Consider the following 19524-nt stretch of genomic DNA (forward strand, 5'->3'; position numbering starts at 1 on the left):
AGTTGTAGCGCCCTGCACATTGGTTCGTCTTGTTCAGTTTTCAAAGGTCTTTGTCACTTACTTCTCTTAAGCGACAACTGTATTAGTATATCACAGTCGCTTTCGCTTGTCAACACTTTTTTGAAACTTTTTTAATCTTTTTTTATCAAGTGCCTCAACCACAACATACCATAGTCCGTACGGGATTCGAACCCGTGTTACCGCCGTGAAAAGGCGGTGTCTTAACCCCTTGACCAACGGACCTGAGTTGTTTTCAACTCTTACTATTATACAGGCTTTTTAAACTTTGTCAATACTTTTTTAATCTTTTTTTATTAATTTTACAACAGCTTCAGTCCGAGCGGTATGGGGGAACATATCAACTGACTGGATATAATGAAGATCATAGACTTCTACTAAGCGCACTAAATCACGAGCCAAAGTCGAAACATTACAAGAAATATAAACCATTTTTTCTGGTACATAAGTAAGAATAGTATCTAATAACTTATCATCCAGACCTGTACGTGGTGGGTCCACAATCAGTGCATCTGCTCGGTAGCCTTCCTTGTACCAACGAGGAATAATCTCTTCTGCTGTTCCAGCTTCATAATGAGTATTGTCAAATCCCATTCTTTTAGCATTTCGCTTGGCATCTTCAATGGCTTCTGGAATAATATCCATACCTCTTAGTGTTTTAACTTTCTTTGCGAAGGCAAACCCAATCGTTCCAACTCCACAATAAGCATCAATCAAATGGTCTTCTTTATTTACATCCAAGGCTTTTACCGCCTCGTTATAAAGGACTTCTGTTTGTTCAGGATTTAGCTGATAAAAAGCTCTAGGGGATAGTGAAAATTCATAATCGAGAACACCTTCTTGAATACTCTCTTGTCCCCAGATGATTTCTGTCTTTTCACCATATATCTCACTTGTTTTAGCTGTATTTGTATTCACAGCGACTGTCACAACTTCTGGGAAATCCTTAACTAAATCTTTTACCAGTTGTGTTAAGTTAAGCTGACGGTTTGTAACAATAATAATCTGAACCTGTCCAGTCTTTCTAGCTCGTCGTACCATTATAGTTCTAACACCTAGAACTTTTCTCTCATCCGTGATTGGAATCTGGTGATAGGTTAATAATTCTGCTAGGCGGTTTGCAATAACCTGTGTTTCCTTATCTTGAACTAAACAATCTTTCAATTCTACTAAATAGTGAGAGTTTTGTGCATATAAGCCCGCCTTAACCTGATTCTTAAATTTTCGAGTCTGAAATTGTAACTTAGCACGGTAGTACTTTGGTTCCTTCATACCAATCGTCGGGCGGATTTCATAATTTTCATATCCTGCAGGGGCAAATTTTTTCAGCGCTTGATAAAGCAAGTCCGTCTTGAACTCCAGCTGCTTATCATAATGCAGGTGCATGATTTGGCAGCCTCCGCACTCATTATAAATAGTACAAGCTGGCACAACTCGAAATTTAGACTTCTTGTTGACCTTTAGTAATTTTGCCTCTACAAAGTTACGTTTAATAGAAGTAATCTGACAATAGATATCTTCACCTTTGAGAGCACCAGGCACAAAGACTAAGGTTTTTTGATAAAAGCCGATTCCCTCACCATTAATTCCCATGCGCTTGATTTTTAATGGTATTTTTTGTTTCACTTTCAGATTCATACCCCTATCTTATCACATTTTGAGTTATAATAGAACTATGAAAATCACAAAACTTGAAAAGAAAAAAAGACTCTATCTGATGGTGCTTGATAATGGCGACAAATGCTACATTACTGAAGATACTATTGTTCGTTTTATGTTATCAAGAGATAAGGTGATAAGTGAAGAAGAATTGAAAGAGATTCAGGACTTTGCCAAATTTTCTTACGGTAAAAATCTAGCCCTCTACCATTTATCCTTTAAAGCACGCACTGAAAAAGAAATCAGAGAATATCTGAAAAAATACGATATTAATAAAAACACCGTTTCTCAAGTCATTGCTAATCTTAAAGAAGATAATTGGATTAATGATAGCCAGTACGCTTATGCTATCATCAATGCCAATCAACTTTCAGGAGACAAGGGTCCTTATGTACTGACTCAGAAACTAGCTCAAAAAGGGATTTCAAAATCTATTATAGAAGAGAACTTGAAAGAATTTGATTTTTCTGAAGTTGCTCAACGTGTAGCTAATAAACTATTGAAAAAATATGAAGGAAAACTTCCAACTCGCGCCTTGCAAGATAAGATAATCCAAAATCTGATCAACAAGGGGTTTTCCTATTCTGATGCTAAAAGTGCCTTTGACGAGTTGGATAGTCAAATTGACCAAGAAACGACTCAGGAACTCATCTTCAAGGAACTTGATAAGCAATATGCTAAGTATGCTCGAAAATATGAAGGATACGAACTTAAACAGCGTTTAACTCAAGTTTTAGCTCGAAAAGGCTACGATTTTTCGGATATAGCAAGCGCTCTTAGAGAATATCTTTAATATTTCCAAGTGAAATTCACAGATTTTAGGTAATTTTATGGTACAATAGTAAATGATAAACTTATAAATTGTAGAAAGTTGGTTAGTTATGAAGCTTCCAAAAGAAGGCGACTTTATTACAATTCAAAGTTATAAGCATGATGGGAGTCTCCACCGAACTTGGCAGGACACCATGGTACTAAAAACAACAGAAAACGCCATTATTGGTGTCAACGATCATACACTGGTTACCGAAAGTGATGGTCGTCGTTGGGTTACTCGAGAACCGGCTATTGTTTACTTTCACAAGAAATATTGGTTTAATATCATTGCTATGATTCGTGATAATGGAATTTCCTACTATTGCAATATGGCTAGCCCCTACTATCTGGATGAAGAAGCACTGAAGTATATTGATTACGATTTGGATGTTAAAATTTTTACAGATGGGGAAAAACGTCTCTTGGACGTTGAGGAGTATGAGCGTCACAAACGCAAAATGAATTATTCTGATGACTTGGACTATATTTTAAAAGAACATGTCAAAATTCTTGTTGATTGGATTAACAATGGACGAGGTCCTTTCTCAGAAGCCTATGTAAACATTTGGTACAAGCGCTATGTAGAACTAAAGAATCGGTAAAGTTGTCAAAGGTCAGGAACAAAATCCTGACCTTATTTTTTGGTAGTGTAAAATAAATTGTGTAAACACAAAAAAGGAATAAATCCATTATAGCAGAGTTGCAACACATTACTAGAAAGAGATTTATGCAAAATTCGCGAAATATATAAAACAAATAGATATACTGTTATTTTTTAATGTCTTTATTCCTTGTAAGTTTACAACAAACTTCTATCGTTTAATATAAAAAATACGAAAATGATTAGTATAAAAAATACAGGTCAACTTCGTATCAAAAAAATTTTTTTGTATTTCCACATAGCATCAATCATTTAGTACAATATTTTAAAAACAATATCTCAACAGAGAAAATGCTATTTAATCTATCAGCTCATTTAATCGTTTTTTAAAATATAACGCAATATTTTTAGACTCAATAAACTCAAAATATTTAATAACATTTTTCATTTGCTTAATTCCAGATTCTTTAGATTCTGTCAGGTATATTTTATATCCTTCTATAAATTTGAATGTAGATTTTTCAAAAACTTTTGTGTCATCTTTTAATAATTTTTTTAATTTCATTTCAAAGTAGTCTGCATATATTAGATGTGAATTTTCAAGGCAACAGAACCAAAAATTTAAACAAGCTGACACAACTAAATTTCTATTCTTGCCGATTTTTTCGTAATAATGTGTACGCTCTAGTATTTCTTTTCCGACCATGTAAATATAATCTATTTCAAAAAGATGATATAAATTACCAATCAGCGTTATCTCATAGGACTCCCATCGTTCCTTCTGGAATAAATAGTCATACACTAAATTTAGATCATCTCTACTAACTACATGATTACAATCTATCTGATTTAATAATCCCTGAACCATAATTGTATTTATTTTATGAGTTTTTTCCCCACTCTTCTCAAAAAGTTTTTGTTGCTCATTTTTTATTTCCTCCAATCCTTTAGTATTCAAACTATAAAAATTTGGAGATAAATTAACAAAAAAATCATCGAGCTCCGATCTTTTATAATGTTCTAGGTAATTACAAAAATTCTCTATCGAAACATTGATATTTGATAATAATTTAAAGAACGTTGAAAGAGAAATTTCATTTTCTCCTCTTTCAAATCTAGAAAGTTGAGATTTTGATATAGAATCAGCTGCAGCATACTCTAAAGAATATCCGTTTAATTTTCTAAAATATCGAAAAGCTTCTCCATAATTTTTCACACTTTCATTCCCTTAACTTTCTTTTCGAGCGATAAACATACCATATTCTTTAGGAATGATCATCATACCATTATAAAACTCACTTTCCAATCTTTTACGTATTATTTCCTCTTCTAGTGAACCTATTTCTGAAATTCCTTTAAATGATTGGATGTATTTAACTAGGTCATCTATACTAGTTACCTGCAACTCATCATCATAGAGTAATGTATCGACAGAGTTAAAATACTTGCTCAGGTACCTTTTACCATTTTGTAAAGTAAACGTTTTATTTTCTAAATCTTGATTAACCTCATCTTTAAATAAACTTGCCAAATAATTTACAACTCCATTTTCACCAAATGTAGCACAGTAAAAAATTCCTCCGTTTTTTAAGACCCTATTCACCTCAGAGAGAGCTTTAGGAATATCATTCACATGATGTAAAAGCATATTAGCAATAACAATATCAAACGTTTCATTCTCAAAAGAAATTTTTTGAATATCCATTATTTTATAGTTAACGTTGTCTCTATTTCCAATTACTGACTTCGTTGTTTTTACCATATCTTTAGAAAAATCTGTAACAACCAACTGCTTCATTTTATCTATAGAATCACTATTACTTGTCCATAGTTCTCCTGTACCACATCCCAATTCTAGAACCTTTACTTCATCAGTGATTTGGTAGTTAGAAAATATCCAATTATTAAATCCCAATTTATTTTTTGAATACTTCTTATGCAATTCTACTCGAATATCCAGATTATCATGACTTTTATATTGTTCAATTACTTTATCAATCATTTTAAATGACCTCCACTCTATAATTTGACATTATATCACAAGAATAAAGATAGTGTTAAATAAGTTGTATAAATGCAAAAAAGGAATATTCCGTTATAGCAAAGTTGTAACACATTTCTATAAAGAAATTTATTCCTACGACTCAGTTTAGCATGCTTAACTTCCTAACTCAAAAACAAAGCATCGATTAATTTATCCGTTCTTCTTTTGAAACAGATTTGAACTGATAATTGCTCGTTTTCATTTAAAAAGCTCTTTTGAGCAAAACTTCATTTTTTTAAGAGTCCAAGGCTTGTTGAAGACCCACAAGACTTGGACTAGAAATTCAAAGATTGGTCCAGTAATTTCTGTCTATCGCTTTTCTACTAGCAAAAAACCTACCTTGAGGCAAGTTTTCATTTATATATCTAATTTCGTAACAGTAAATTTGATATGGGAATAGTCTTTTTCAACATCCTTATCCAGTAAGAAAGCTGTGGCGTCCTTCTTGACCTGAACCAAGTCAATATTCTGGGCTTGAGCTGCATAGACGCATCCACAATAACATTGACGGTAGATGTCATACTCTTCACACATCTCTACTGAACGTTTGTAGCCTTGATTTTTCTTGAAATCACTGGGAAGATAGTGGGTTGTGTAAATTTTTTGCACATCGATTCCGATGCTATTGATGGTTTGAGAATTCTTATGAGGACTGATGGTCAAGGCTGAGCCAAAGTAGTCAAAGCCTAAATCCATAGCCACTTGCGCCGTCTTATCCAGTCGGTAGTCAAAGCAAACCTTACAACGGTCACCACCTTCAGGCTCTTCTTCCAAACCTCGAACCAGTTTACGATATTCGTTAGGTTCATAAGGAGCTTCTAGGTATTGAACGTTATTGCCAGTTCGCTCATTGAAATCACTGACAAACTTTTTAGTCACATAGGCACGCTTATGGTATTCTGCCTTGGGATGGATATTAGAATTGGCAAAATAGATGGTCACATCTGCATACTTGGTCAAATATTCGAGGGTATAGGTACTGCAAGGGGCACAGCAAACATGCATGAGAATAGTTGGACGTTGCTCATTTTTCTCCCATACTTGTACCATCTTCTGCATAACACGGTCATAATTAATCTTCTGATTGGGGTTCATCTTGCTCAGAATTTCTTCTACATCGATCATGTTCTTCTCCTTTTTCTAGTCTTATTTTATCATATAAGTCAGGAGAGCTCAAATCAATTTAGAAGTGAATAGCATAAAAAGGAGGAATAGCCATTCCCTCCTTTTGTGTTTTTTATAAGTTCTTTTCTATAGAAATCTTACATCATCCCACCCATCATGCTTGGATCCATTGCTGGAGCTGGGGCTGCTGGTTCTGGTTTATTGGCTACGACTGCTTCTGTTGTCAAAATCAAGCTGGCTACAGATGCTGCATTTTGAAGGGCTGAACGGCTCACTTTAACTGGGTCAATAATCCCTTGATCAATCATATTAACCCACTCACCAGTTGCTGCGTTGAAGCCTGTACCAACTTCAGCATTTTTCAAACGATCGATAACGATTGAACCTTCGAATCCTGCATTGTGGGCAATTTGACGGACTGGTTCTTCCAAGGCACGGAGAACAATATTGCGTCCTGTTGCTTCATCACCTGCCAATTCCAAATTAGCCACGGTTGGAATGACATTGACAAGGGCTGTTCCACCACCTGCAACGATTCCTTCTTCAACAGCTGCACGAGTAGCGTTGAGGGCATCTTCGATGCGGAGTTTCATTTCTTTCAACTCAGTTTCAGTTGCGGCTCCGACCTTAATAACCGCTACACCACCTGACAATTTCGCCAAGCGTTCTTGCAATTTTTCACGGTCAAATTCAGAAGTTGTAGTTTCGATTTGAGACTTGATAACCGCTACACGGTGAGAAATCGCTTCAGGATTTCCAGCACCTTCTACAATAACTGTACTATCTTTGTCCACAGTCACTCTCGCTGCTTGACCAAGCGCCTCAATCGTAGCATCTTTCAACTCAAGACCAAGGTCTTCTGTGATAACTGTTCCGCCTGTTAAGATGGCAATGTCTTCGAGCATAGCTTTGCGACGGTCACCAAAACCAGGTGCCTTGACTGCTACCACGTTGAAGGTTCCACGAATCTTGTTCAAAACAAGAGTTGGAAGAGCTTCACCATCCACATCATCCGCAACAATCAAGAGTGGACGATTGCTTTGGAGAATGCTTTCCAAAAGTGGCAAGATTTCTTGGATATTGGAAATTTTCTTGTCTGTAATCAAAATGTACGGATTTTCAAGGTCAGCCACCATTTTTTCGCTATCTGTCACCATGTACTGTGAAAGGTAACCACGGTCGAACTGCATTCCTTCTACGACTTCAAGCTCTGTTTCCATACCACGTGACTCTTCGATAGTAATGACTCCGTCTTTACCAACTTTTTCCATGGCTTCAGAAATGTATTCACCGACTTTTTCAGAACGAGAAGAGACGGCAGCAACCTGAGCGATGGCTTCTTTGTTGGCAACAGGAATAGCATTGTTTTTCAAGGCTTCAACTGCTGCAGCAACTGCTGTTTCAATCCCACGACGAATTCCGATTGGATTGGCACCTGCTGTGACGTTTTTGATTCCTTCGCGGACAATTGCTTGGGTCAAGACAGTTGCAGTTGTCGTTCCGTCACCTGCGATATCATTGGTTTTTGAAGCTACTTCTGATACCAATTTGGCACCCATATTTTCAAAATGATCTTCCAATTCGATTTCTTTAGCAATGGTCACACCGTCATTGGTAATCAAGGGTGAGCCAAATGATTTTTCAAGAACGACATTACGACCTTTTGGTCCCAAGGTTACTTTAACAGTGTCTGCAAGGATATCGACACCGCGAACCATAGCTGAACGGGCATCTGATGAAAATTTAATTTCTTTTGACATACTTACTTTCTCCTTCTATTCTTCAATGATAGCCAAGATGTTAGCTTCGCCTACGATGATGTACTTTTCATCGCCATCTTTGACATCAAGACCTGCGTGAGCTTCAACTAAGACACGGTCTCCAGCTTTAACACTTGGAGCAACCAAGTCACCGTTTAAGGTACGAACACCTTGTCCAGTAGCTACAACTTTAGCTGTTTTTGTTTTTTCTTGGGCTGAGCCTGCAAGGACAAAACCTCCAACAGTTTGTTCTTTTTCTTCTACTTTTAAGACCACACGGTCCCCTAATGGTTTCAACATCTGTTTTCCTCCATGATGAACTACATATTATTAGCACTCTTTATATCTGAGTGCTAATTCATAGTTCTATTGTATCACTTGGTCAGAAATAGTCAAGGAAAAAGTCTGACTTTCTCAAGATAAAAAGCCTGAGACCAACTCAGACTTTTCAATGTTTAAAATGGTAATTCCTCCTCTTCCAAGACCAAATCTGCCAAATCCTGCCCTGCGTTGTTTTCACGCATGGCACGTTGGGCACGACTTTCCAAGAGTTGGAATCCAGTAACAAGGACTTCGGTCACGTAGTTCATCTGGCCATTTTTCTCAAAACGACGGGTACGTAATTCTCCATCAACGGAAATGAGACTGCCTTTAGTTGCGTAGCTTGCCAAAGTTTCTGCTAGTCTGCCCCATAGGACCATATTGACAAAATCAGCTTCACGTTCACCGTTTTGGTCTTTGTAACGACGGTTAACTGCAATAGTCGCTCGCGCTACTGACTTGTCATTGTTGGTTTTGTGCAATTCTGGTGTAGACGTCAAGCGTCCAATCATGATAACTTTATTATACATATTTTTTCCTCCTACTTATCTATTCGTAGGAAATCAAAAAAAGTTACAGAAATTTGTAACTTTTCGAGAAAATTTTTTAGTTTTTATGAACCATGAAACCTGTCGCCTGTTGATTGGCCATGATGGTCATATCTGTAATCTGCACACGACGAGGTTGACTGGTCACATAGACTACTGTGTCTGCAATATCCTGAGCTTGCAAGGCTTCGATTCCTTGGTAAACGGACGCAGCTCGCTCTTTGTCACCATGAAAACGTACTGTAGAAAAATCTGTTTCGACAATCCCAGGCTGAATGGTTGTCACCTTGATATCCGTTGCGATGGTATCAATTCGCAGACCATCTGAAAAAGTTTTAACTGCCGCCTTGGTGGCTGAGTAAACAGCTGCACCCGCATAGGCATAGATTCCTGCGGTTGACCCCATATTGATGATATGTCCTTGATTGGCTTTTACCATTGCTGGCAAGAAACAGCGAGTGACTGCCATCAAACCTTTGACATTGGTATCCAGCATGATCAACATATCCAACTCTTCATAGTTTTGATATGAAGCCAAGCCAAGAGCCAGACCGGCGTTATTAACCAAGACGTCAATCTTCCCTATCGTTTCTAGAATATCGGAGCAGACCGTCTTTACCATAGTCATATCCGTGACATCTAGTGGAAAGGTCCAGACGGTTTGATTTGGAAAAGTTTCTGCAAACTCCGACTTGAGGATTTCTAGTCTGTCTGTCCGTCGTCCGGTTAGAACGACATTCTCACCCTGCTCCAGATAAGCACGCGCAATCGCTTCACCGATTCCTGAGGTCGCTCCTGTAATCACTACATTTTTTGCCATCTTATTTCCTTCTAGCTGGTCTATCAGATACTAACAACTCTTAGGCAGTCCAGTGTTTCGCTGGGTCAAATGGAGTTCCGACAACTTGGTCTTCTGACAATTCAAGCACCCCTCGTTTTTGCGGAGCGTTTGGCAAATGCAATTCACGAGGACTACACATCATGCCAAAACTCTTTTCACCACGAAGTTCACCTGGGAAAATGAGATTCCCTTTTGGCATCATAGCTCCAGGAAGAGCTACAATGGTTTTCAATCCAACACGCGCATTAGGAGCCCCTGCAACGATTTGCACTGTCTTGTCACTTGCAACTGCAACTTGGCAGATGTTAAGGTGGTCACTATCTGGATGAGCTACCATCTCGACAATTTCACCAACAACAAACTTAGGTTCCTTGTCATTAACAATTTCCTCTGCAAAACCTTCCGTTTGTAATTCTTGGTTCAAACGAGATACTTGCTCATCTGATAAAAAGACTTGACCGCGCTCTGCAATTTCAAACAAACTTGAAACTTCAAAAATATTCCAAGCCACTGTTTCCCCATTCTCTTTGAGAAAAACACGGACTACCTTGCCTTTGCGCTCCACATCCAGTTTGGCATCTCCGCTATTTTTCACGATGACCATAAGGACATCACCGACATGTTCTTTGTTATATGTAAAAATCATTGTTTCCTTTTCTCCTATTTCAGTCCTGCTAAAAAGTCGTTAATTTGTTGCTTACTTTTACGGTCTCGATTAACAAAACGACCAATTTCCTTGTCCTTTTCTAGAACAACAAGGCTAGGAATTCCATAAACATCCCATAGTTTGGCCAAATCCATATACTGGTCTCGGTCCACTCGAATAAAGGTGAACTCTGGATTGGTCTCCTCAATTTCTGGCAAGGCAGGATAAATATAACGGCAATCGCCACACCAGTCCGCCACAAAAAGGAAGACCTTCTTACCCTCTTTTTCCACTAAAGATGCCAATTCTTCTAAACTTGCTGGTTGTATCATAAGACTTCCTCCTCATAGACTAGGTCTTCATTTTCATAGACAAAGGTATAATGACGACCATCCTCAAAAATGACGCCACCAACCAAGCTCTCCAGACTGCTTTCATAAACTTGAACATATAGGGTCGCAATTTCCCCCATATCTGAAAAATGGTCTCGCACAATCGCTGTCAACTCTTCCTGAGTCTTCATGAGCTTATGGTCATCTGCAATTTTTTTAGTAGCAAGGGCAAGGCTCCCAATACCAAACAGAGCCAGACCTGCCATCCACATTTTTTTAGCTTTCATACCATTCATTTTAACACAAAAAAGGCTTTAGGACAAATGAGGAAGCAGCAGAAAAGCAAGTAAAAAGCCTCTCCCTTTAAGGAAAAGGACTTCTTATACTCAATGAAAATCAAAGAGCAAACTAGGAAGCTAGCCGCAGGCTGCTCAAAGCACTACTTTGAGGTTGTAGATAGAACTGACGAAGTCAGCTCAAAACACTGTTTTGGGGTTGTGGATGACGCTGACATGGTTTGAAGAGATTTTCGAAGAGTATTATTCTTATTGCCAGGCACCTGAGTTACCAACGTAGTAACCATCAGGGGTGTAGGTATTGCGAAGCATCTTACCTGATGAAGCTAAATAATACCACTTGCCATTATCTTTGACCCAATCATTCGCTAACATGGCTCCAGAAGAACTTACATAATACCAGTCTTCCTTGTCATAAACCCAAGTGCTTGCTTTCATGACTCCTGAAGTTGATAAATAGTACCACTTGCCTTGGTCATAAAGCCAGTCACTCGCAATCATGGCTCCTGATGATTTAAAGGCATACCAGTTGCTACCTTGATAAAGCCAAGTTTGATTGAACATGACCCCTTTATCATTCATAAAGTACCAAATTCCCTTGTCCTTAACCCAATCCTTCTGCACTAATTGACCTTGTTTTTGATAGTACCAGTTTTGGTTTGATTTTAGCCAACTTTCTGCTTTTACAATCGGATAAAGTTCTTTGAAAGATCCTCCATCATATTTACGACTGATAGATTTTAGTTTTTCAAGTTTCAACTCACTATTGTCATAGTCTGCCCAAGCATATACTTTTTGACCATTGACAGTCTCTGGTAAGGTAGCAGTGTAAGTCTTGGTTTGATAGTCCCATTTTGTATCAAGGTAGGTGTATTGATCACTTGATTCTTCAATACGATAGTAACCTCTCTTTCCACTATCATTATGAATATCATCCACAACTTTCGTTGACCAGGTCCTCACTTCGTTTCCGCTCTTGGCCTCTACCTTGATATCTCCTCTATAGCCATATGGAACATAGAAATTCAGGTAACGCCCTTCTATACCAATCATAGACTTGTCCTTTTCTTGACCTAGAAAATTGACTGTCTGATCTTGACCATCGAGACTAACCGTCCACTCGATTTTCTCGGTTTTTGGCAAATCCAAGACTTTGATATCCACTTCATGACCATTGTTAAACCGAAGAATCTTGCCATCTTGATACTGTACTCCACACTTAACAACCCATTCTTCTTTAAGCTCAAATGCCTGCCCTGAATGTGGAAAAGCCAGTAAAGCTAGACCAGCTAGAGACAAACCAAATAATGTGATTTTTTTCATTATAGATCCTCCTTAGGATTTTTTATGTTAATTATATCACTATATTTTTATTTTGCAACTCATATCCTAAATATGCAAGCAAAAAACCTCTGAGATTGTTCTCAAAGGTTTTGATCTTGCTAATTACTGTTCTCAACTGCTGCAGTCACAAAGGCAGTGTAGAGTTCTTCTGGACGATTTGGACGGCTTGACAGTTCAGGGTGATACTGACACGCTACAAAGAATTTATTTTCAGGAATTTCCACAATTTCGACCAAACGATTGTCTGGAGAAACACCTGAGAAAACAAAGCCTGCTGCCTCAAATTGCTCACGGAAGGCATTGTTAAACTCATAGCGGTGACGGTGACGGCGTTGCACCACTTCTTGATTATGATAAGCAGCTGCTGCCTTAGAGCCACGTTTTAGTTTAGACGGATAAAGTCCCAAACGAAGGGTTCCACCCATATCCTCAACATCAATCTGATCACGCATGATATCAATGATAGGGTATTTTGTTTCTGGTGCAAGCTCTGCAGAATTGGCACCTTCAAGACCCAAAACGTGACGAGCAAACTCGATACAAGTTAACTGCATGCCCAAGCAGACACCTAACATTGGAACATCATTTTCACGCGCATAGCGGATGGCTTGGATTTTCCCTTCCGTACCACGTTGGCCAAAACCTCCTGGTACGATGATTCCGTCCGCATCAGACAAGAGTTCCGCCACATTCTCTGCTGTCACATCATTGGCATTGATCCAATTGATTTTAACTTCTGCATCGTTGGCATAGCCAGAGTGTTTTAAAGCTTCGACCACTGAGATATAGGCATCTTGCAACTCAACATACTTACCGACAAGGGAAATCTTGACTTGTTTCTTGAGGTTCATAACCTTGTCCACCATAGCTGACCATTCTGTCATATCTGCTACTGGTGCGTCTAATTTCAAATGGTCACAGACAATCTGGTCCATACCTTGAGCCTGCAAATTCAACGGAATTTGGTAAAGATGTTCAACATCCAACGATTCGATAACGGCTTCTGGTGCCACATCACAGAACTGAGCTAGTTTGTTTTTAATTCCCTGACCAGCTGGCTCTTCTGTACGAATAACCAACATATTTGGTTGGATTCCCAATCCACGCAATTCTTTTACAGAGTGTTGAGTTGGTTTGGTCTTCATTTCACCAGCAGCCTTGAGGTAAGGAAGCAAGGTTGTATGGATGTACATAACATTATCCGCCCCCACATCTGCCTTCATCTGACGAAGGGCCTCTAGGAATGGCAAGGACTCAATATCCCCAACTGTTCCACCAACCTCTGTGATAATGACATCAGAGTCGGTCGTTAGAGCGGCACGCTTGATTTTTTCTTTCAAAGCATCTGTGATATGAGGAATAACCTGAACAGTTGCCCCAAGGTATTCTCCACGGCGTTCTTTACGAAGCACTTCACTGTAAATTTTACCAGTTGTCACGTTGGAATATTTGTTGAGATTGATATCGATGAAACGTTCATAGTGACCCAAGTCCAAATCTGTCTCAGCTCCGTCATCTGTCACAAAAACTTCCCCGTGCTGGTAAGGACTCATAGTTCCCGGATCGATATTGATATAAGGGTCAAATTTTTGAATAGTTACTTTGAGACCACGATTTTTCAAGAGACGGCCTAGACTCGCTGCCACAATCCCTTTCCCAATAGACGATACCACACCACCAGTTACAAAAATATATTTCGTAGACATAGATTCCTCTTTCTAAAATGCTCAAGGCCTTGTTAACTACGAGGGGACATAGGAAACGAGACCCTACTAATAAGATAATCTGGGACGACTGCGCCAGATTCACAACTAATACTCTTCGAAAATCTCTTCAAACTGCGTCAGCGTCGCCTTGCCGTAGATATGTGTTCCTAACTTTGTCAGTCTTATCTACAATCTCAAAATATTGTTTTGAGCAGCCTGCGGCTAGCTTCCTAGTTTGCTCTTTGATTTTCATTGAGTATAAAATACAAGAAGATAACTTCTTGAAAAAACAAAAATAGCTCCCTAAGAACTAGGGAGCCCCGACCTCTAAAAGAGGTGCCCGAACAATATGATACCTAAAAATAGGATAATTGTCAATAGCTAACTTTTATTCCTCGATGTTTTCAGCATCATCATCTGAAAATTCGTCGTCGTCTTCGTTGAGATCCACGTCTTCACCCAAGTCATCAGGAGCGATTTCGTTGATTTCTGCATCGTAAGCTTCCACTTCGTTTTTCTCATCATCTGGATTTTCATCATCGTATGAAAGAGCTGGATCTGCTTCGTATGCATCTTCGTCTTCTGGGTCATCTGCATTGTAGTCAATAGCATCTGAATCACCATCCATGAAGGCATTGACACGTTTTTTCTTAGCTTTTGGTGCTACTTCATCGTCGTCATTTTCTTCAAGAGCGATGATTTCTTCATCGATTTCGTCCACACCATACCATGAACGAAGACCCCATTTGTTGTCTCCAAGTGAGATGAAGCTACCGTCAAAGTTCAACTCTGTGTAGAACAAAGGCAAGGCTTCACGGATATCGCTGTTTGATGTTCCAAGGTAGTTTTGAATTTCGTTTACAAGATCGCTAAAATGCATCTCATGATCGCGACCACGAAGTTCCAAGATAGCACGCGCTACCTCAATCATAGATAGTTCACTTTTTTCTTGCCCAGCAAATACTTCTAATTCCAAAGCGTTTCTCCTCATTTATACTACTATCGCCAGAGCGAACAGACTCTGACCTCATTTTATCATTTACTCTTTATTTTACGATAATTTTGCAGAATAGTCAAAGGTTAAATGGGAGAAAGTAATAGGACTTTAGCGGAGCTAACTTCTCAAAGTAACTTCCACTTGCCTGACCAAAGTGGAAATTAGTCTAAAACGAATTTTTATGGTGGAATTAAGTGTGAGACGTTTGATTCAAAATGAAAATCATACATAGAAATTTTTAAAAATTTTCTCTATCGTAAAACTGCCACTATTTCAGAAACTATATTAGCTGATTCCAAACGTAATATGGTCATTTCATCTACCTTCCCTAATAATGGCATTGCACCATACCAAACAATGGTTTTGTTTACCAAAAGAATAGGCGTGACTATTTTCGATTGAGTAAAAGATACTTTAATTTTCTGGCTCTTCAACTGGTCTAGCCATGCTTTATTTGCAACCGTCTCTGGTATACATATCTCAATTTGACTAATCCTAAATTCTTTTAGAAAATTCATCAGTTTTGTCTGGTGCACATAAGGTAAAACAAGTATACACTCCTGTCTTTCCCCTGCTAAGTCCTCTCTCAGCACATTCTCATATCTACTATCAACATAAACGAATTGTTTCTCCTCACCCTCAATGACACTATAATCCATCTTTCGATAAGCTACTTGTCGTTTCTGAAACATCTTTTCTAAATAAGGAACATGAATATCCACATAATCGAAAATACGTACCAAAGACTTATCCTTGTAGTTTCTATGAATCCGACCTGCATACTGAATCAAATTATTTTTCCAAGAAAAGGGTGCTGCCAAGATCAGCGTGTCCAACTGAGGCAAGTCAAAACCTTCGCCAATGTATTTTCCAGTAGACAACAAAACAAACCCTTTATCTAACTGTTCTAACGTCTCCAGTAAACTCGTTCTCTCTCGAACTTTGGTTTTTCCGTTAATAATATAACAGTCATCAACCTCTTTCTCTTTCAATAACTTTTCAAAGGCATCTATCTGTTGAATTCGATTGACTAAAACCAAGATATTTCGTCCTTCTGCCACTTGGTCTAGAATATCCTTAAGAATCATCTGATTCCTCACTGAGTCAGTAGCAATCCAATCACTAAGCTGTATAAAATTACTTGCTTTGGTCTTTTCAATTTCCAAATGACCAAAGGAAGTGAATCTTAGTTGCAATTGCCGTTTAAAATTCGTTTCCCTCTTATCAGCAGTATGGAGTATCTCACCAATTCTCTGAAAAACAATAGGCTCATGACCATTCTTACGCTCAGGCGTAGCCGTCAAACCATAAAGATACTTCCCTCTAAACTGAGCAACAACTTTTTCAAACATCAAGGCAGAGACATGATGACACTCATCCACAATCATCATCTCATACTCATCCAAAAGACTTTGACTATTTTCCAACTTAAATAGAGATTGAATCATAACGACATCAACCAGTTTACTCAGCCATTTCTTAGTCCCACCGTACTGTCCAACATAGCCGATTACCTTTTCACGACCTGATGCCGTATAACGGATAGCCTCCTCCTCTTCGAAAGTCAAAAAGCAGTTTAAGCGATCTAGCCATTGGTCTAAGAGTTGCTTATTATGGACTAGAATAATTGTTTTTGTTTTCCGTTCAGAGATAAGAGCAGCACCTAAAACGGTCTTCCCAAAACCAGTCTCCGCATGAAGTAAACCATTTTCTTTAGAAGTCATATCTGACAGGGCTAACTCTTGCTCAAAAGTGAGTTCTCCCTTAAATTCCACGCTAATAGACCTTTGTACCTTTCTCCTATCTTCCACAGATACCTGCTTAAATTTATCTTGCAATGGATACAGCAAACCTCTTGGCAACCATAAATAATGATCGGATTCTCCAAATAAATACATTCTCTCAGGAATTTGATAGGTTGGCTGTCGCATAGCCTGCTTTAAATAAAATTCGGGATTAGAAAATGAAGCCATATTTTTCAAGAAAAACAGTGTCTTGGGTGTCACAGACGATTTTTCAAGTTGGATAGTATTAGATAAGACGATCTGCAACTCCTTGTCCAATTCTTGCTTGCCTAACTCCTCTTGGATTAACAATGCTACTTTAGCAGTTGAAACCCTCTGAATTTCTTGTAGATACCTCCATTGGTCTTCATAAGGCTGAAACTGTTCATCCACAAAGACCGTTCGCCCTTGATGATAAGCTTCTCCTTGAAAAGGAAGGGCAATCAAATTACCAAATCCACCTTTAGGAAGAACATCCTGATTTGGAAACATGCGATCAAAAGAATCAAAGGACAGTTGCATACTTTCCTGCATTGCCAGTTCTAACAGTTTCTTTCCAAACAAGCGAGCCTCTCGACTCGGAATCGCTTCCTCAAAGAAAAACCAAATATGGAGTCCGTGACCCGAACGAGAAATCTCTAGATGGGCTTCCATCTGGCGTTCCCTGGCTATTCTTCGAATGGTTAAACCGGCGTCTTTCCAATCTCCTTCATCCAAATCCAGTACCAAAAAATAGCAGCTATCATCTAAGTGCATAGGAAAGATACCAATGGCTATCTCCCCACGAAAATGAGATTTCAAAACGGAATCCGTCAATGTCTGGAAACTCCGTTTTTCAGGCGGCAACTGCTTCCAACCATAATCATAGGATGGAAAATATTGAATTTTCCCTTGATCATTGATGAAACTCTTAGCATAAACATCATAACGACCAGCAAACACGGAGGTAAACAATTGTAATTTTTCTTGCGTCGTCAAGTGACTACTTTGAAGTTGGAACATCTCCTCGAACTGAGAGCGTTCCATAACAAACTGACTCTTGTCTTTAAGACGTTTACACAAGAAAAACTCACTATCCCCATTAAAAGAAGAAAAGACATCAAGTACTTCTACCACAATTCCATCCAAAGACACAAAAACAGCCATAACAGTCACCTCCTTGATTCCTATAGGCTGATTATAACAAGAATAGCTGAAATTGTACACGAAAATAAAATTCGAATCGCACTCATTTTGTATGTGACTAATAGTCCGTCTCGCTCCGTAAGGTACGAGGTAAATAGAGTTTAAACGAGCAGTCTATAAAACTAAAAAACGCATATTATCAAGCGACCTATGAACTGCACCCCAAAAGTTAGACAGAAAAAATCTAACTTTTGGGGTCAGTACACTAAAACTTTGATGATATACGTTTTCTTATGAGAATATTTACTTCATTTTTGACTAAAATTCAATGTTTACTCAGTATTAGGATTATGAAAAATCGAGGTCTAAATCTAGATACATTTTTTCTGAAGACAAATCATTTTGACCACCGAGCAAGAGATTTTCAAAAAAAGCTGTTAAAAACTCAGGACGTCGCTGTAAAATTTTTGCATTATCTAATACTAAGGCATCACGAAAATACTTGGAATGTTGCTGAAATGGTGTATTATCAATATCAAAACCAAACTCACGAAGATACTGAATCAAAAATACCGTTACCGTCCGAGTATTTCCTTCGCGAAATGGATGAATCTGCCAGATTCCTGAAATAAAACTCTGAATTTGTTTAACCATATCCGCCTGGGTTAGTGTTGCATATGAAACTTGTCTTTCCTGATTAAAATCATAATCCAAGGTCATTTGAATCATAGAGTAGTCAGAGTACACAACGCTTTCACCACTCAAAACAGGTTCATTCTTTGTGATATTGGTTTGACGAAATTGCCCTACCGGAATAGAGGATTCAAATATATCTTGAAACAACTCCTTATGAATAGCAAGTAAGGTCGCAGGACTGAAGCTAAAGCCTCTTCGAGACAATAGTTCTACAATACGTAGAGAAACCAAGTCTGCCTCTTCCGTACTTGCATCAATGGTATGATGATAAGCCGTTGCATCCTCATAAACCTGCTCATAAGTCAGTTCACCCCGAGCCTGTTTCTCAGCCAAAGATTCCATATAAGCTGATGGCACTAGATTGTCAACTTTCTGCAGACCAAAACCGATCTGCCATAAGTCACGCTTAGCTTCATAAGACAAGTTTGGATTGTCAATGTTGTAAGTTGGTTTCATAGAAAGATCCTTTCAATTGTTTTTCTTCAGTACCAGTAAGTCATGAAATTGGTTGGAAACTGGCTAAAACTATAAAATGCCCTCATAATAGGTTCTATGAAATATATACTTCATCTTCATAGTGAACAAGTTACACTCAATATATCATGCAGTCATCTGGAATGTTCTTTGACTGAATAATATGATTATCGAGATATCTCTGGATAAATGAACTAATAAGTCTGACGAGCAGACTTATCAAACTCATTGGCATACACCACTATGAACTCGTTGGTCTGTTCAAATCCCAACTCAATTCCCACATTATCTGAGAAGAAAGTTGCAACGTTGTACTTATCAGGTCGGTTCGAACTTAGAGGGTTTGTTGTGTAGTAAGCTGGTTTCTAAATTATAAAATCACTCAAATTTTTGC

Annotated in this window: 20 protein-coding genes, 1 tRNA gene and 1 pseudogene; 3 read left to right on the forward strand and 19 right to left on the reverse strand. The window is 38.4% G+C overall.

The annotated features are described in order from the left end of the window. Positions 1-171: 171 nt before the first annotated feature. Together SMIDD28_RS06120 and rlmD are read right to left on the reverse strand one after the other, a co-directional pair. A tRNA-Glu gene (locus SMIDD28_RS06120) sits at positions 172-243 on the reverse strand. 57 nt (positions 244-300) lie between these two features. Then, a complete protein-coding gene (gene rlmD / locus SMIDD28_RS06125) occupies positions 301-1656 on the reverse strand; it encodes a 23S rRNA (uracil(1939)-C(5))-methyltransferase RlmD (protein WP_061425293.1) in 1356 nt (451 codons plus the stop codon). Positions 1657-1693: 37 nt separating this feature from the next. On the opposite strand from rlmD, the gene recX reads away from it, so the two are divergent. Then, positions 1694-2470, forward strand: coding sequence for a recombination regulator RecX (gene recX, locus SMIDD28_RS06130; protein WP_061425294.1), 777 nt, complete (start codon positions 1694-1696; stop codon positions 2468-2470). 88 nt (positions 2471-2558) lie between these two features. Further along, positions 2559-3092 carry a nucleoside tri-diphosphate phosphatase gene (locus SMIDD28_RS06135; protein WP_061425295.1) on the forward strand — a complete coding sequence of 178 codons (534 nt, stop codon included), beginning with the start codon at positions 2559-2561 and terminating at the stop codon, positions 3090-3092. 357 nt (positions 3093-3449) lie between these two features. Here the strand turns inward: SMIDD28_RS06135 and SMIDD28_RS11150 are convergent, their stop codons facing one another. From SMIDD28_RS11150 to SMIDD28_RS06190, 10 genes are all read right to left on the reverse strand, one after another. Then, positions 3450-4307, reverse strand: a complete 858-nt coding sequence (locus SMIDD28_RS11150; RefSeq protein WP_081103238.1) for an Rgg/GadR/MutR family transcriptional regulator — start codon at positions 4305-4307, stop codon at positions 3450-3452. Positions 4308-4319: 12 nt separating this feature from the next. Next, positions 4320-5093 (reverse strand): class I SAM-dependent methyltransferase, encoded by a 774-nt coding sequence (locus SMIDD28_RS06150; RefSeq protein ID WP_061425296.1) that lies wholly within the window; start codon positions 5091-5093, stop codon positions 4320-4322. Positions 5094-5492: 399 nt separating this feature from the next. After that, positions 5493-6260, reverse strand: a complete 768-nt coding sequence (locus SMIDD28_RS06155) for an epoxyqueuosine reductase QueH (protein ID WP_020900987.1) — start codon at positions 6258-6260, stop codon at positions 5493-5495. A 137-nt stretch (positions 6261-6397) separates the two neighbouring features. Further along, positions 6398-8020, reverse strand: a complete 1623-nt coding sequence (groL, locus tag SMIDD28_RS06160) for a chaperonin GroEL (RefSeq protein WP_061425297.1) — start codon at positions 8018-8020, stop codon at positions 6398-6400. A 15-nt stretch (positions 8021-8035) separates the two neighbouring features. Further along, positions 8036-8320 carry a co-chaperone GroES gene (groES, locus tag SMIDD28_RS06165; protein ID WP_049499818.1) on the reverse strand — a complete coding sequence of 95 codons (285 nt, stop codon included), beginning with the start codon at positions 8318-8320 and terminating at the stop codon, positions 8036-8038. A gap of 155 nt (positions 8321-8475) precedes the next feature. After that, positions 8476-8871, reverse strand: coding sequence for a single-stranded DNA-binding protein (locus SMIDD28_RS06170; RefSeq protein ID WP_000282467.1), 396 nt, complete (start codon positions 8869-8871; stop codon positions 8476-8478). A 76-nt stretch (positions 8872-8947) separates the two neighbouring features. After that, positions 8948-9709, reverse strand: a complete 762-nt coding sequence (locus tag SMIDD28_RS06175) for an SDR family NAD(P)-dependent oxidoreductase (protein WP_061425298.1) — start codon at positions 9707-9709, stop codon at positions 8948-8950. A 40-nt stretch (positions 9710-9749) separates the two neighbouring features. Continuing rightward, positions 9750-10376, reverse strand: coding sequence for a YtpR family tRNA-binding protein (gene ytpR, locus SMIDD28_RS06180; protein ID WP_061425299.1), 627 nt, complete (start codon positions 10374-10376; stop codon positions 9750-9752). A 14-nt stretch (positions 10377-10390) separates the two neighbouring features. After that, positions 10391-10708, reverse strand: coding sequence for a thioredoxin family protein (locus tag SMIDD28_RS06185; protein ID WP_000615781.1), 318 nt, complete (start codon positions 10706-10708; stop codon positions 10391-10393). Beyond that, positions 10705-11004: a DUF4651 domain-containing protein gene (locus tag SMIDD28_RS06190; RefSeq protein ID WP_061425300.1), complete on the reverse strand. Its 300-nt coding sequence runs from the start codon at positions 11002-11004 to the stop codon at positions 10705-10707. Before SMIDD28_RS06190 ends, SMIDD28_RS06185 begins: the two co-directional genes overlap by 4 nt. Positions 11005-11097: 93 nt before the next feature. Between SMIDD28_RS06190 and SMIDD28_RS11155 the strand changes: the two genes are divergently transcribed. Continuing rightward, entirely contained in the window at positions 11098-11229 is a 132-nt protein-coding gene (locus tag SMIDD28_RS11155) for a chlorohydrolase (protein WP_155719321.1), read from the forward strand. Between the two features lie 24 nt (positions 11230-11253). Here the strand turns inward: SMIDD28_RS11155 and SMIDD28_RS06195 are convergent, their stop codons facing one another. From SMIDD28_RS06195 to SMIDD28_RS12200, 7 genes and pseudogenes are all read right to left on the reverse strand, one after another. Next, positions 11254-12327 carry a PspC-like choline-binding domain-containing protein gene (locus tag SMIDD28_RS06195; protein WP_061425301.1) on the reverse strand — a complete coding sequence of 358 codons (1074 nt, stop codon included), beginning with the start codon at positions 12325-12327 and terminating at the stop codon, positions 11254-11256. Positions 12328-12446: 119 nt separating this feature from the next. Continuing rightward, entirely contained in the window at positions 12447-14054 is a 1608-nt protein-coding gene (locus SMIDD28_RS06200; protein ID WP_000105246.1) for a CTP synthase, read from the reverse strand. Between the two features lie 127 nt (positions 14055-14181). Beyond that, positions 14182-14307, reverse strand: coding sequence for a hypothetical protein (locus SMIDD28_RS12415; protein WP_269139751.1), 126 nt, complete (start codon positions 14305-14307; stop codon positions 14182-14184). A 135-nt stretch (positions 14308-14442) separates the two neighbouring features. Further along, positions 14443-15030, reverse strand: a complete 588-nt coding sequence (rpoE, locus tag SMIDD28_RS06205) for a DNA-directed RNA polymerase subunit delta (protein ID WP_000418401.1) — start codon at positions 15028-15030, stop codon at positions 14443-14445. Positions 15031-15302: 272 nt separating this feature from the next. After that, positions 15303-17981 (reverse strand): TOTE conflict system archaeo-eukaryotic primase domain-containing protein, encoded by a 2679-nt coding sequence (locus tag SMIDD28_RS06210; protein ID WP_061425302.1) that lies wholly within the window; start codon positions 17979-17981, stop codon positions 15303-15305. A gap of 327 nt (positions 17982-18308) precedes the next feature. Then, the gene (locus SMIDD28_RS06215) at positions 18309-19112 is read right to left on the reverse strand and encodes a Fic/DOC family protein (RefSeq protein WP_061425303.1); all 804 of its coding nucleotides are present in this window, start codon (positions 19110-19112) and stop codon (positions 18309-18311) included. Positions 19113-19327: 215 nt separating this feature from the next. After that, positions 19328-19477, reverse strand: a pseudogene (locus SMIDD28_RS12200) (DNA (cytosine-5-)-methyltransferase); the annotation flags it as partial. Positions 19478-19524: the final 47 nt, after the last annotated feature.

Origin of the sequence: Streptococcus mitis (genome assembly GCF_001579045.1) — a bacterium.
Classification (GTDB): domain Bacteria; phylum Bacillota; class Bacilli; order Lactobacillales; family Streptococcaceae; genus Streptococcus; species Streptococcus mitis_D.

Coding starts and splice junctions, on each gene's coding strand:
- rlmD (WP_061425293.1), bottom strand. CDS start 1,656: ATGAATCTGAAAGTGAAACAAAAAATACCATTAAAAATCAAGCGCATG.
- recX (WP_061425294.1), top strand. CDS start 1,694: ATGAAAATCACAAAACTTGAAAAGAAAAAAAGACTCTATCTGATGGTG.
- SMIDD28_RS06135 (WP_061425295.1), top strand. CDS start 2,559: ATGAAGCTTCCAAAAGAAGGCGACTTTATTACAATTCAAAGTTATAAG.
- SMIDD28_RS06150 (WP_061425296.1), bottom strand. CDS start 5,093: ATGATTGATAAAGTAATTGAACAATATAAAAGTCATGATAATCTGGAT.
- SMIDD28_RS06155 (WP_020900987.1), bottom strand. CDS start 6,260: ATGATCGATGTAGAAGAAATTCTGAGCAAGATGAACCCCAATCAGAAG.
- groL (WP_061425297.1), bottom strand. CDS start 8,020: ATGTCAAAAGAAATTAAATTTTCATCAGATGCCCGTTCAGCTATGGTT.
- groES (WP_049499818.1), bottom strand. CDS start 8,320: ATGTTGAAACCATTAGGGGACCGTGTGGTCTTAAAAGTAGAAGAAAAA.
- SMIDD28_RS06170 (WP_000282467.1), bottom strand. CDS start 8,871: ATGTATAATAAAGTTATCATGATTGGACGCTTGACGTCTACACCAGAA.
- SMIDD28_RS06175 (WP_061425298.1), bottom strand. CDS start 9,709: ATGGCAAAAAATGTAGTGATTACAGGAGCGACCTCAGGAATCGGTGAA.
- ytpR (WP_061425299.1), bottom strand. CDS start 10,376: ATGATTTTTACATATAACAAAGAACATGTCGGTGATGTCCTTATGGTC.
- SMIDD28_RS06185 (WP_000615781.1), bottom strand. CDS start 10,708: ATGATACAACCAGCAAGTTTAGAAGAATTGGCATCTTTAGTGGAAAAA.
- SMIDD28_RS06190 (WP_061425300.1), bottom strand. CDS start 11,004: ATGAATGGTATGAAAGCTAAAAAAATGTGGATGGCAGGTCTGGCTCTG.
- SMIDD28_RS11155 (WP_155719321.1), top strand. CDS start 11,098: ATGAAAATCAAAGAGCAAACTAGGAAGCTAGCCGCAGGCTGCTCAAAG.
- SMIDD28_RS06195 (WP_061425301.1), bottom strand. CDS start 12,327: ATGAAAAAAATCACATTATTTGGTTTGTCTCTAGCTGGTCTAGCTTTA.
- SMIDD28_RS06200 (WP_000105246.1), bottom strand. CDS start 14,054: ATGTCTACGAAATATATTTTTGTAACTGGTGGTGTGGTATCGTCTATT.
- SMIDD28_RS12415 (WP_269139751.1), bottom strand. CDS start 14,307: ATGAAAATCAAAGAGCAAACTAGGAAGCTAGCCGCAGGCTGCTCAAAA.
- SMIDD28_RS06210 (WP_061425302.1), bottom strand. CDS start 17,981: ATGGCTGTTTTTGTGTCTTTGGATGGAATTGTGGTAGAAGTACTTGAT.
- SMIDD28_RS06215 (WP_061425303.1), bottom strand. CDS start 19,112: ATGAAACCAACTTACAACATTGACAATCCAAACTTGTCTTATGAAGCT.